Annotated in this window: 13 protein-coding genes; 3 read left to right on the plus strand and 10 right to left on the minus strand. The window is 72.4% G+C overall.

Annotated elements, in window-relative coordinates:
- Positions 1-88: 88 nt before the first annotated feature.
- The 10 genes from tgmC to pdxR form a co-directional block, all read right to left on the minus strand.
- Complete coding sequence (gene tgmC, locus ACZ6X9_RS04245; protein WP_469776345.1) at positions 89-1,294, minus strand: ATP-grasp peptide maturase system methyltransferase; 1,206 nt, start codon at positions 1,292-1,294, stop codon at positions 89-91.
- Positions 1,284-2,246, minus strand: a complete 963-nt coding sequence (gene tgmB, locus ACZ6X9_RS04250; RefSeq protein WP_469776346.1) for an ATP-grasp ribosomal peptide maturase — start codon at positions 2,244-2,246, stop codon at positions 1,284-1,286. Before tgmB ends, tgmC begins: the two co-directional genes overlap by 11 nt.
- A complete protein-coding gene (tgmA, locus tag ACZ6X9_RS04255) occupies positions 2,243-2,545 on the minus strand; it encodes a putative ATP-grasp-modified RiPP (RefSeq protein ID WP_469776347.1) in 303 nt (100 codons plus the stop codon). The genes tgmB and tgmA overlap by 4 nt, the downstream gene beginning before the upstream one ends.
- A 95-nt stretch (positions 2,546-2,640) precedes the next feature.
- Entirely contained in the window at positions 2,641-3,141 is a 501-nt protein-coding gene (locus ACZ6X9_RS04260; RefSeq protein ID WP_469776348.1) for a hypothetical protein, read from the minus strand.
- Positions 3,138-3,566 (minus strand): ATP-binding protein, encoded by a 429-nt coding sequence (locus tag ACZ6X9_RS04265; protein WP_469776349.1) that lies wholly within the window; start codon positions 3,564-3,566, stop codon positions 3,138-3,140. The genes ACZ6X9_RS04260 and ACZ6X9_RS04265 overlap by 4 nt, the downstream gene beginning before the upstream one ends.
- Positions 3,563-4,003: a hypothetical protein gene (locus tag ACZ6X9_RS04270; protein WP_469776350.1), complete on the minus strand. Its 441-nt coding sequence runs from the start codon at positions 4,001-4,003 to the stop codon at positions 3,563-3,565. Before ACZ6X9_RS04270 ends, ACZ6X9_RS04265 begins: the two co-directional genes overlap by 4 nt.
- Before the next feature lie 55 nt (positions 4,004-4,058).
- Positions 4,059-5,288: a helix-turn-helix domain-containing protein gene (locus ACZ6X9_RS04275; protein WP_469776351.1), complete on the minus strand. Its 1,230-nt coding sequence runs from the start codon at positions 5,286-5,288 to the stop codon at positions 4,059-4,061.
- Between the two features lie 323 nt (positions 5,289-5,611).
- Positions 5,612-6,808 (minus strand): glutathionylspermidine synthase family protein, encoded by a 1,197-nt coding sequence (locus ACZ6X9_RS04280; protein ID WP_469776651.1) that lies wholly within the window; start codon positions 6,806-6,808, stop codon positions 5,612-5,614.
- 5 nt (positions 6,809-6,813) lie between these two features.
- Positions 6,814-7,137 carry a hypothetical protein gene (locus ACZ6X9_RS04285; RefSeq protein ID WP_469776352.1) on the minus strand — a complete coding sequence of 108 codons (324 nt, stop codon included), beginning with the start codon at positions 7,135-7,137 and terminating at the stop codon, positions 6,814-6,816.
- Positions 7,138-7,217: 80 nt separating this feature from the next.
- Positions 7,218-8,669: a MocR-like pyridoxine biosynthesis transcription factor PdxR gene (gene pdxR, locus ACZ6X9_RS04290; protein WP_469776652.1), complete on the minus strand. Its 1,452-nt coding sequence runs from the start codon at positions 8,667-8,669 to the stop codon at positions 7,218-7,220.
- A 107-nt stretch (positions 8,670-8,776) separates the two neighbouring features.
- Here pdxR and ACZ6X9_RS04295 point away from each other — a divergent pair, with 107 nt between their 5' ends.
- The 3 genes from ACZ6X9_RS04295 (at position 8,777) to ACZ6X9_RS04305 (ending at position 11,232) form a co-directional block, all read left to right on the plus strand.
- The gene (locus tag ACZ6X9_RS04295) at positions 8,777-9,265 is read left to right on the plus strand and encodes a carboxymuconolactone decarboxylase family protein (RefSeq protein WP_469776353.1); all 489 of its coding nucleotides are present in this window, start codon (positions 8,777-8,779) and stop codon (positions 9,263-9,265) included.
- Positions 9,265-9,993: an isocitrate lyase/PEP mutase family protein gene (locus tag ACZ6X9_RS04300; RefSeq protein WP_469776354.1), complete on the plus strand. Its 729-nt coding sequence runs from the start codon at positions 9,265-9,267 to the stop codon at positions 9,991-9,993. The genes ACZ6X9_RS04295 and ACZ6X9_RS04300 overlap by 1 nt, the downstream gene beginning before the upstream one ends.
- Before the next feature lie 336 nt (positions 9,994-10,329).
- Complete coding sequence (locus ACZ6X9_RS04305) at positions 10,330-11,232, plus strand: aminoglycoside phosphotransferase family protein (protein WP_469776355.1); 903 nt, start codon at positions 10,330-10,332, stop codon at positions 11,230-11,232.
- Positions 11,233-11,235 lie beyond the last annotated feature (3 nt).

Consider the following 11,235-nt stretch of genomic DNA (forward strand, 5'->3'; position numbering starts at 1 on the left):
GGGTACGAGCGCGGGGCCCGGCGCGCCGGGCCGGCGGCCAACCGGCCACGGCGGTACGCCGCATGGGTTCGCCCGGCTACGCGGAGCCTCAGCCTCCCGAAGCCCCCGGAGCCGGCAGGCGCAGGCTCGGGCCGTCCGGTGCTCCGAGCCACACCCGCTGACTCTCCGGTGTGACGGTGACGCCGAACTCCGTCGCGGTCGGGGAGCCCGCCGCGTGCCAGGTGTCGAGCGCGTTTTCCAGCATGTCCCACAGAGCGACGGGGCCGCCCTGGCGGACGTTCCACGCGTCGTCGCCCTTGGGCGTGAGGACGGCGAAGGACTCGTTCGTACCGTCGAGCACGTAGGTGCAGGGGGTGCCGTCGTCAGTCGGCAGGGAGAAGAACCGGGCGCCGGGCATGGCGAGCTGAGCCACGAACCCGCTGCCGGGCGGGGTCAGCACGTCGGGCCCGTAGGGGGTGCGGCGTGAGGTGCCGTCGTCCGGAGCGGGGATCATGCCGAGGCTCGCGGGGGCGTCCTGCTGCCGCGCGATCATGAAGCTCGGACCGCTGTCGATGCACCGTCCTTCGGCGCGGCCCTCGCGGTCGACGGTGAGACGGACCAGCCCGAGCGAACGCATCCAGCCGCGGAGGGTGGCGAGGACGAGCCCGCCGGGGCGGGTCTGCCGCACCCACGCGTGGGGAACGTGGCGAACGCCGCACGTGGCGATGGTGCGGTCGTAGGGGGCGCCCTGGGGGTCTCCGGCCAGGCCGTCGCCGACGACGAGGCGCGGGGCGTAGCCGCAGCGATCGAGGGCGTCGCTCGCCCGGGCGGCGACATGGGGATCCGTCTCGACGGACGTCACCCGGTCGGAGCCGAGGCGGTGACACATGAGGGCGGTCGAGTACCCGGTACCGGTGCCGATCTCCATGACGGTCATGCCCTCGTGCACCCGCAGTTCTTCCAGCATGTGCACGACGAGGGCCGGCAGGGTCGAGGACGACGTCGGGTGTGCGCCGCTGACGGGCTTCGGGTCGGTCCAGTCGATCTCCTGGCCGTCGAACTGCGTGACGAGGGTTTCGTCGGCGTACACCTGCCGCAGCCATTCCCCGTTGCCCACGAGGTCGGCCGTGACGGGGGTCCATGTCGTCAGGCCGGGGGCATCGGTCTCGCGGTAGAAGCACCGGACGAACTCGTGCCGGGGAACGGCTTCCACGGCCACGCGCCACGCCGGGCTGCGCAGTCGGCCGTCCTCGGCGAGGCGGGCCGCGAGCCGACGCCGCAATGTGGTTGCGGTGGGAAAGGTGTCAGGTGCCATGGGTGCCTCGTTCCAGCAGGTCAGCGAGGGCGGCGGTCATGGGCAGGCCCGTGGGGGGCTCCATCCACGCCCATTGCCCGGAAGGGTTGCACTCGATGAACGCCCACGCGCCGGAGGGGGTGAGGGCGAAGTCGAACGCGCCGAAGACGAGCCCGAAGTGGCGGAGGTAGGCGAAGATCGCGTGCTCCACGTCCGGCGGCGGGCTGACAGGGGTGTACCTGTGGGTGCTGTAGTCGGTCCGCCAGTCGAGTAGTCCGGAGTCGATGCGCACCGCGAACATTCGCTCCCCGATCACGGTCACGCGGACGTCCGCGGTCTTCTCCACCTGTGCTTGGAGGAGGTGCATGGTGCCGGCGAGGGCGTCGTCGATCTCGGCGGCCTCGACCGTGGTGACGGGCACGGTCTGCGCCTTGCCGTCAACCAGGTAGAGCGGCATGGAAAGGGGTTTGAAGATGACAGGCCCGTGCCGCTTGATGAAGGCGCGGGCCTCGTCGGGCCGGTTGGTGATCAGCGTGGACGGGACGGTGAAGCCGCACGCCGCGGCGGTGGCGAGGCCGGCGGGTTTGTACTCGGCATCGCCGATGCGGTGCGGGTGGTTGACGTACAGGCAGTCGGGGAGCGAGACGAGGACGCCGCCCAGGCCGTACCGCGCTTGAGCGGCGGCGAAGCGGGCGTCCTGAGGGTCGAGGTGGGGAAAGGCGAACCCGGAGGGGCGCCGGTGGTACAAGGACCGGACGCTCCCCAGCTCGGCTGTGCGCGTCGGGGTCCGCACACTTCCGCGCCACTTCCCCGCCTCGCCGCCGATGAAGGCGGAGCACGCGAGGGTGGCGGGGAAATCCCCGGAGTCGAACCGCACGACCGGAACGCCCCGGTCGTGCAGTTCGGCGATCACCAGGTCGGCGGTCGGGTCGTCAAGGTTGGTGACGACCGCTACCGGGCGGGGATCCGTCACTGGTCGGTGTCGTTTCCCGTGTCGCTGTCGGGTGAGTCACTGTTGCGGTCACCCTGGCCCGTTGTGCCGGTCGGCGGATTGGTGCCGGACGACGTGCCGTGCCCCGGCGCCATCACCACGACGCCGGCGGTGTCGAGGTAACGGGCGGTCTGCGTGTCCGCGTCCAGCTCGACGCGGGCGTACTGGTGCCCCTCGACGGGCGGGTACGGGGCGATGCGGCGCAGCGCCCACGGGGTGGGGGTCAGGTGCCCTTGCGGGAGTGGAGTCCCGGTGGGGAACCGGTCGGCGTAATGGAACATCGCGAGCCTTTCCGATCAGAGACGGACAGGACTGTGCGGCGGGGTGGCGATGTGCCCCGTAGGGGGTGAGCGGCAGGTTGGTCGGCTCGGGCTTGTCAGACCCCGGGGTGGCCCGTACGTACCGTGAGGCGGGGCCGGGGGCGGGCGCGGGTGGTGCCCCATCGGACCGTGCCGGCCTGGACGCCGGCTTCGATGAACCGGGACAGGCTTTCTTGGGCGCGGCCGGTGGGGGTCGGTTCGAACGAGAGGGTCAGTCGGACGGGGCCGCCGGCGGCGACGTGTTTCCGCCACTCCCGTCCGGTGCCGGGGATGTGGAGTTCCCACCGGTCGTCACCGTAGTCGAGCCGGGCGATGCCGCGGTGCAGGGCTATCCGCGATCCGACGTAGCGGGGTTCCTCCTCGACGGGCCCCAGGCCCAGGCAGAAGGACAGGGCGCGCATACCGGCCTCGATCCACTCCACGGTCTCGCCGGCCCGCCGGGGCGGGGCGTGGGTCAGCAGGAGGTGGGCGACGGGGCCGGTGTCGGCGTGGTGGATGCCGTGGCTGTAGGTGAGACCTGCGAGGAAGCCGAGGCTGGGGGTGATCCGTGTTGTCACTGGGATCTCACCTCTGCCCACACTGCTTTGCCGAACGGTCTGTGGGTGACCCCCCAGGTGGCCAGGGCGTCGACGATGTGCAGGCCGCGGCCCCGGCATCGCTCGTCGCTCTCGGGTCGCAACCGCGGCTCACGACGCACCGGGTCGTGGACCTGGATACGGGTGCGCGTGTCGGTGGCGTGGACGATGACGCGCAGGCGGTCGCCGGGCTCGCAGCCGTAGCGCACCGCGTTCGTCACCAGCTCGGACACGACCAGCGTGACCGCGAACACGTACTCGTCGTCCGGGTCGGGTACGGCGCGTTCGACGGCCACCCGGGCGTAGGCGCGGGCCATGGCAGGCGCCAACTCACTGGCATGCAACGTCAGATGCGGCGGCGGGTCAGCGGCGGGCGGAGCCGTGGGCGCCGGCGTGGAGGGGCTCACCGCTCATGCCTCCGTGCCCGTTCGCGAAGCCGAATCAAACGCTCGAACTGGATCTGGGACATCAACATCTCGGATGGCGTCAGGACCAGCGTCGAGTCGACGCTGCTGCCGTCCTCAAAGTGGACTTGCACGAGCAAGCTCGCCCGTTGGAAACGGTGGTCGTACAGGGCATCGCGTTTCAGCAGCGTGACGTGGGTGACCGGGACGGGCACCCTGCGGAGGGTGGAGCCGTCGGAGGGCGCGGACCATTCCCTGCCACCGCCCGGCAGGCGCAGCTTGTACGTCCTCGCGCCCTCGCGGGGGAGGCCCACGATGACGCCGATTCGTCCACCCGTACCGAGGTCGTAGGCGAGGTCACCCAATCGGGGGTGATACGGCTTGCCTGCCCCGATCTCCCCTGCCGCAGACGGCAGTTGCTCCGAAGTCGTGTCGGCCATGGCCCGAAGGTAGGAGGACGCCGACCGCCGAATATGAACCGAGGGAATACCGCCCTCATCCGTCGAGGTGGAACCGGTCTGACATGCGGCGCAGCTTCTCCCGGGTCGACGCTCGTTCCGCGTACACGATGCTGCGGAGCGTTGACCGGGCAATCGGGTGGTTGCGGATGAGCTGCGGTGCGATGCGCTCGGCCTTCTCCAGCTCGGTCAACGCGGTGTCCCTGTTGCCGTCCCACAGCCATGCCCGGGCGAGTTCCATGTGATGGTGCCCCTGGCGGGAGCTGGGGAGCGAGGTGATCAACTCGGGACTCGTGCGTCGGTGTATGGCCAACGCCCGGCGCTGCTCCCGCATCTCGAGGGCCACGCTGATGGCATGAATCTGCACGTTGCCAGGTGAGAACGTCAAAGAGTGCCGGTCGTAGACAGGGGGACCGGCGTACACGGCCAACCGGTCGGCTGCGGCCTTTGCGTGCGCGATGCGGTCTTCGGCCTCTGACCGGAGGTTGCCGCGTGCCGCGGACACGGCGGCGCGGAGCTGGAGCGAGCCCCATGCGCGAACAGCAAGCGGTTCGCCTTGGTCGTAGCCTTCCTGAACACTGCGGATCGCCTTGTCCGACAGGATGATTGCATCTTCCCAGTCCGCAGTCGCCCACATGTCCCACACACGCATCCAGTCGGCCACGGCGGGCATGACCGGGTCACCGGAGAGGCGGGCAGACCAGGCTGCCCGCTCGCACGACATGGTGACCAGCTCGGGATGGCCGAGCGCATGGGCTGCGGTGTGAGCGAATTTGCAGCACACCGCGTAGATGGCGAACGCCTCTTCCCGCTCGTGGCCCGTACAGACCTCCGCCAGGGCCCGAGCTTCACGCAGGAGGTCAGGCAGCACCTCCATGATGGCTACGTTCGCTGCGGCGTCCCTCAGGCGGTGAAGACGGGTGGTCTCCTGCCAGAGCTGCCGGGCCGGCCTCGGGGTCCCGGCGAAGACCGGTGCCAAGTCGTAGCGGCGGAGTTCCCGCAGGATCGACGAGGCGGCGACTTGCCACTGGTTCTCGCCAGGGCTGCTGTTGTAGGGCCGCCCGATCAGGTCGTTCGGGTGGATGTGCAGCTCACTGGCCAGCAGGTTCAGCAGGCCCACACGATCTATTTCGATCAGACCGCGCTCCATCTTCGACACCCACCCCTGGGACTTTCCCAGGGCAAGCGCAAGGTCGGCCTGGGCCATGCCCAGGCGGAGCCGCGCGCGACGAGCTCGACGGCCGATCTCCTCGGCTTCTTCCAACATCAACGCACCTCATTCCAGGTGAGGCACTGGTGGCGCTCAGGCGGGCGACGAGGCATCGGTGCTCCATCCGTCAGGCTCGTACCCCTGCACCGTACCCACAGGCCACAGGGCGTGGGGAGGGCCTCAGAACAGGAGCTCCATCCGCGTACACGCTTACGTCCGGCTCTCGACGGCGCGCGGCGACGAGCACTTCGACGTCATGCGCCGCCGGATCCGGGCGCACGCGTCGGCCCGGTCCGTGAAGCCGCTCATGGAGCGTGCCCGGGAGGTGGCCCGGAGCAAGGCAGGGCCCGTCGAGACCCTGTGACGGGCCGGCCCGGGAGCTAAAGGATCACGTGCGGCAGGAAGCGCGCGTAGCCGTCCGTCACCAGCCCGGAGGACTCCCGGATGCCCAGGCCCGCCGGTTCGTCGTCCACGACCCACGCGCCCAGGACCACGTGGTTCCCGTCGAAGGCGGGGAGGGGTGCCAGCTCCTGGTAGCAGCAGGGATCGTCCCGGAGTGCCGGGGCGGCGTCGCTCGGCGGGTGGACCGTCACCCCCGCGCCCTCGCGGCCGAGCAGCGGTTTCGCGACGTAGCCCCTGGTGTGGGCGAGGTCCCGGGGGCCGTCCAGGTACGCCGGGAGGAGGTTCGGGTGGCCGGGGTACAGGTCCCAGACCACCGCGAGCAGCGCCTTGTTGGACAGGAGCATCTTCCACGCGGGCTCGATCCAGAGTGTGGAGCCCGTGCCGCCGCCGTTGTCGAGGGTGTCCAGGACGTGCGGGCCGAAGTCGTCGGCGACGAGCCATTCCCAGGGGTAGAGCTTGAAGCAGGCGCGGAGGAAGCCGTAGCGCTCGTCGACGAAGCGGTGGGATATGCGGTCCCAGCCGATGTTCTCCATGGAGATCGCGCGGGTGTCGAGGCCGGCTTGGGCGGCGGTCTCGCGGAGGTAGGCGACCGTCATCAGGTCTTCGCCGAGCTCGTCGCCGGCGGAGTGGGCGAAGTGGACCGGGGTGCCGGGTGGCAGCAGGGCGGACTGGCGGCGCCAGGCGTCGACGAGGCGTTCGTGCAGGGAGTTCCACTGGTCGGCGTCGGGGATGCCGGCGAAGCGCTCCTCCATCCAGAACCACTGCGGGCTCGCCGCCTCCACCAGGGAGGTGGGGGTGTCGGCGTTGTATTCCAGCAGCTTGGCGGGCCCGGTTCCGTCGTAGCGGAGGTCGAAGCGTCCGTAGAGGGACGGCAGTTCGGCGCGGCGGTGCCAGGACTCGGTGATCAGGGCGGTGAGCCGGGGGTCGGTGAGGCCGAGGTCGGCGAAGCGGCCGTGCTCCACGATGTGCGCGGCGGCGGCGAGGCACATGGCGTGCAGTTCCTCGACGGTCGACTCCAGGGCCTCGATCTCGGGCGGGGTGAAGGAGTAGTACGCGCTCTCGTCCCAGTAAGGGCGCAGTTCGCCGTCCGGGTGGCGGGTGAGGGGGTAGACGAGGCCTTGTTCCTCGACGGTCTCCTGCCAGCCGGGGCGCGGGGTGGTGCGGTGGCGGCGCACGGCGGTCATCCGCCTCCGGAGCCGGAGGACGAGCAGCCGAAGCCGCCGCGGTCGACGGCCCGGTTCTTGTCGAAGGTGCCGCACGCGGCGTAGCCGCCGGACTTCCGGCCGGCGTTGTAGTACCAGCGGCCCGAGGACCCCGAGGACGTGCTCTTGCACGCCTTGGATTCCAGCACGCGGTAACCGCGCGTCAGGTCATAACTGTTCGGGTCGACGCAGCGCTTGTCGGGTTCGGAGCCGCAGGAGGTGAGGGCGGCGGCGAGGACGCCCATGCCGCCCAGGATGACGGTGCTGGACCGGAATCTTCGCTTCGACGCGTTCTGTCCCATTCTTCTTCCCCCGTGGCACAGCCGCCCGTTCGGCTGGTCGTTCCACGATAGACCGGGGCACCGACAACGCCCCGGGGGCCTCACGCGGCCGGTGGCAGCGCCCTCAGCAACGCCTCCAGGACGCCGGGGAACGTGTGGTCGGCCGGCGTCCCGTAGGCGACGATCACTCCGTCGCGGTCACCGGGCGGGAGCTCCGGCGCGGCGGAGTGCCGGTAGCGGCCGAGCCCCTCCAGGGCCAGCCCCTGCCAGTGCGCGGCCCGGAGGGTGGACTGCTCGGTTCCGGGCGGCAGTTCGAGGACGACGTGGAGCCCGGCGGCGATGCCGGTGACCCGGATGTGCGGGGCGTGTTCGGCGAGCGCGGCGACGAGCCGGTCGCGGCGGCGCCGGTAGCGCAGCCGCATCGAGCGGACGTGCCGGTCGTACGCGCCGGAGGTGAGGAACTCGGCGAGCGTGAGCTGTTCGAGGACACCCGTGCCGAACTCCCCCGCTTCCTTGGCCCGCGCCACCTCGGCGGCCAGGTGTTCCGGGAGCACCATCCAGGACAGCCGCAGGGCGGGCGCGAGGGACTTGCTCGCGGTCCCGCAGTAGACGACGTGGTCCGGGGCGAGCCCCTGGAGGGCGCCGACCTGGCGTCCGTCGTAGCGGAACTCGCCGTCGTAGTCGTCCTCGACGATCAGTCCGCCGGTGCGCCCGGCCCAGTCCACGACGGCGGTCCGGCGGTCGGGGTGGAGGGGGACGCCGGTGGGGAACTGGTGGGCGGGGGTGAGCAGGACGGCGCCGACGCCGCGGTGCCGGTCCAGGGCGGCCACGTCGGCGCCCCGGTCGTCGACCGGCAGCGGAACCTGCCGCAGTCCGGCGCGGGTGAACGCGTCGTGGTGCATCCAGAAGCCGTACGTCTCGACCGCCGCCGCGCGGGTCCCCTGCCGGCGCAGGACGCCGCCGAGCAGGGCCAGGCCCTGCATGAATCCCGAGCAGACGACGATCCGTTCGGGGTCGGCCCGTACCCCGCGGGCCCGGGCCAGGTAACCGGCGAGGGCGGTCCGCAGTTCGACGCGGCCCCTGGCGTCGCCGTACCCGAACGCCTCGTTGGGCGCCTGGGCGAGCGCGCGCCGGGCCGCCGCCGCCCAGGCGGTGCGCGGGAAGGAGGAGACGTCCGCGGTCCCGGTGCGCAGGTCGTGCAGGGGGCGTACGGCCGGGCGGACGGGCCGGGCGGCGGCCCGCGCGGGGACGGCGGCCCGTACCGTCGCCGCCTGGGCCACTCGGGTGCCCGAGCCCTGCCGTGCGGTGAGCCAGCCCTCGGCCACGAGCTGCCCGTACGCGTCGGCGACGGTGTTCCGGGCCAGCCCGAGATCGCCGGCGAGGGAGCGGGAGGACGGCAGGCGGGTGCCGGGGGCCAGCCGGCCGGAGCGTACGGCGTCCCGCAGCGCCCCGATCAGCGCGGCACGCACCCCGCCGGGGCCGGAGAGGTCGAGGTGAAGATCGGTCCCCGCGACCGTGCCGCCCGCCGCACCGCCACCCTTGCCGCCACCCATGCCGCCTCCCGTGTCGCCCCCGGTGCCGCCCCGCCCGGGAATGGCCCACGTTTTCTCCATGGAAATGGACCATACCCATGGGCTTCCGCGGTCGTAGTGTCGAAGCCATGACCGAGACCACGAAGAACACCGGAACCCATCAGCACGGCCCCCGCATGGAGTACTCGCGGGTCGCCCCCGACGTTTACAAGGCGATGTACGCCCTGGAGCGGGCCGCCGTGAACGGGCTGGACCACACCCTCGTCGAACTGGTCAAGATCCGCGGCTCGCAGCTCAACCACTGCGCGTTCTGCATCGACATGCACACCAAGGACGCCCGCAAGGCCGGCGAGTCCGAGGACCGCATCTACCTGCTCAGCGCCTGGCGGGAGGCGACCGGCTACTACACCGAGAAGGAGCAGGCGGCCCTCGCCCTCACCGAGGCCGTCACCGTGATCACCGACGGCTTCGTGCCGGACGAGGTCTGGGAGCGCGCCGCGAGCGTCTTCGAGGAGCGTGAGCTGGCCCAGCTCCTCGCCGTGATCGTCGCGATCAACGCCTGGAACCGGTTCGCCGTCTCCACCCGCGCGGTGCCCGGCGCCTACCAGGCCCGCTGATGACGGCCGCGGCGTTCCGCGCCCTGCACCACGGCCGTCCCGCCGGGGACCCGCTGGTCCTGGCGGGCCCGTGGGACGCGGGCAGCGCCCGCGCCTTCGCCGACGCCGGCTTCCCCGCGCTGGCCACCCCCAGCGCGGCGGTGGCCGCCTCGCTCGGCCTGGCGGACGGTGACGTCCCGGCGGCGGACATGTTCGCGGCGGTCGCCCGTATCGTCCGCGCCGTCAGCGCCTCCGGCGTCCCCGTCTCCGCCGACCTGGAGGACGGTTACGGGCTCGCACCCCGGGAACTGGTCGAACGCGCCCTGGAGGCGGGTGTCGTGGGCTGCAACCTGGAGGACACCGACCGGGCCACCGGCCGCCTCCGGGACCCCCGCGAGCAGGCCGACCGCCTCGCCGCCGTCCGCGCTGCGGCCGGCGACGCCCTGTTCCTCAACGCCCGCGTCGACAGCCACCTGCACGGCGCGTCCGACGAGGACGCGCGCGAGCGGGCCCGGCTGTACGCGGCGGCGGGCGCGGACTGCGTGTACCCGATCAAGGCTCCCGAGGAGACGCTCGCCGGGATCGCCGCCGCTTCCGGCCTCCCGGTGAACGCCCTGTCCGCCCCGGACGGTCCGGCCGTCCGCCGGCTCGGGGCACTGGGGGCCGACCGGATCACCTTCGGCCACGGGATGTACCTGCGCGCGATGACGGCGGCGGGGGACGCGGCGAAGGGACTGCTTTCGGCGTGAGGTGCCGCCGGGCCTCGGCGGCCGACCGGCGACCAGGCCTGATCGTCGCCCACCTCGCCGGGGTCCTGGAGGAACGCCTCGTGCCACGGTCTCCTGTCCGGCCCGCCCTCGCCCTTCGCCCGGCCCTCGGACCCCGCCCCCCGCCCCGTTCCGGTCGCGGTCACAGCCCCGCGCCATTGCCGCAGCCCCGCCCCGACAGCGGTCAGGCGGTCAGGCGGTCAGGCGGTCAGGCGGTCAGGCGGTCAGGCGGTCAGGCGGTCAGGCGGTCAGGCGGTCAGGCGGTCAGGCGGTCAGGGTCCGAACTCCACTGCCGCCCCCAGCCGTTACCGTGTCCCGATGCACCGGATACCCGAAACCTTCGCCCGGTCGACCGCCGACCGGGAGGGCGACGCCGGCCGCGCCTGGCTGCGCCGGCTGCCGGACATCGTCCTGGAGTTGCTCGCGCGGTGGGCGTGCGCGCCGGATGGTCCTGTCCTGCACGGCCAGGTCGGCGTCGTCGTCCCCGTCCGGCGGGCCGACGGCTCGTCCGCCGTGCTGAAGGTGTCGTTCCCGCACCCCGGGAACGTCCACGAGCCCGATGCCTTCGCCGTCTGGGGCGGACGCGGCGCCGTGCGGCTTCTGGAACGCGACGACGCGTGCTTCGCGATGCTGCTGGAGCGGGCCGGAAGCGGATCACTGGCCGATCCGGAGGACGGTGACGAGGCCATGGCCGTCGGCGGCCGGCTCGCCCGGCGGCTGGCGGTTGCGGCGCCGGCCGGTCTGCCCCGGCTGCGCGAGAGGGCCGGTGCGTGGGAGGCCGAACTCCGGGCTGATTCCGCCCGCTTGGGCCGGCCGCTGCCGGCCGCCGTGCTGGACGCGGCGCTCGCCACCGTCCGCGAGGTGGTCCCCGACCAGCCCGACACCCTCGTCCACGGCGACCTGCACGCCGCCAACGTGCTGCGCGGCGGGCGGGAACCGTGGCTCGCCATCGACCCGAAGGGGTTCGTCGGCGATCCGGCCTACGACGCGTTCACCCTGTTGCGGAGCCGCGCGGCCGACCTGCTCACCGCCTCCGACCTGCGCGCGGCGCTGCTCCGCCGCCTCGCGGTGTTCGCCGAGGCGGCGGAGCTGGACCGGGAACGGACGGTCCGGTGGGCGCAGTTGCGCTGTGTGCGGGCCGCGCTCTGGGGGCGTGACAACGGTGACGCGGAGTGGCTGGTGGGGATGTACGACCACGTGGCCGGGCTGCTCACCCGCTGAGCG

The organism is Streptomyces sp. NPDC052910, assembly GCF_055585605.1.

What these genes read in the sequence shown, in the direction of transcription:
- tgmC (WP_469776345.1), bottom strand. Translation starts at nt 1,294, where the DNA reads ATGGCACCTGACACCTTTCCCACCGCAACCACATTGCGGCGTCGGCTC.
- tgmA (WP_469776347.1), bottom strand. Translation starts at nt 2,545, where the DNA reads ATGTTCCATTACGCCGACCGGTTCCCCACCGGGACTCCACTCCCGCAA.
- ACZ6X9_RS04270 (WP_469776350.1), bottom strand. Translation starts at nt 4,003, where the DNA reads ATGGCCGACACGACTTCGGAGCAACTGCCGTCTGCGGCAGGGGAGATC.
- ACZ6X9_RS04275 (WP_469776351.1), bottom strand. Translation starts at nt 5,288, where the DNA reads ATGTTGGAAGAAGCCGAGGAGATCGGCCGTCGAGCTCGTCGCGCGCGG.
- ACZ6X9_RS04285 (WP_469776352.1), bottom strand. Translation starts at nt 7,137, where the DNA reads ATGGGACAGAACGCGTCGAAGCGAAGATTCCGGTCCAGCACCGTCATC.
- pdxR (WP_469776652.1), bottom strand. Translation starts at nt 8,669, where the DNA reads ATGGGTGGCGGCAAGGGTGGCGGTGCGGCGGGCGGCACGGTCGCGGGG.
- ACZ6X9_RS04295 (WP_469776353.1), top strand. Translation starts at nt 8,777, where the DNA reads ATGACCGAGACCACGAAGAACACCGGAACCCATCAGCACGGCCCCCGC.
- ACZ6X9_RS04300 (WP_469776354.1), top strand. Translation starts at nt 9,265, where the DNA reads ATGACGGCCGCGGCGTTCCGCGCCCTGCACCACGGCCGTCCCGCCGGG.
- ACZ6X9_RS04305 (WP_469776355.1), top strand. Translation starts at nt 10,330, where the DNA reads ATGCACCGGATACCCGAAACCTTCGCCCGGTCGACCGCCGACCGGGAG.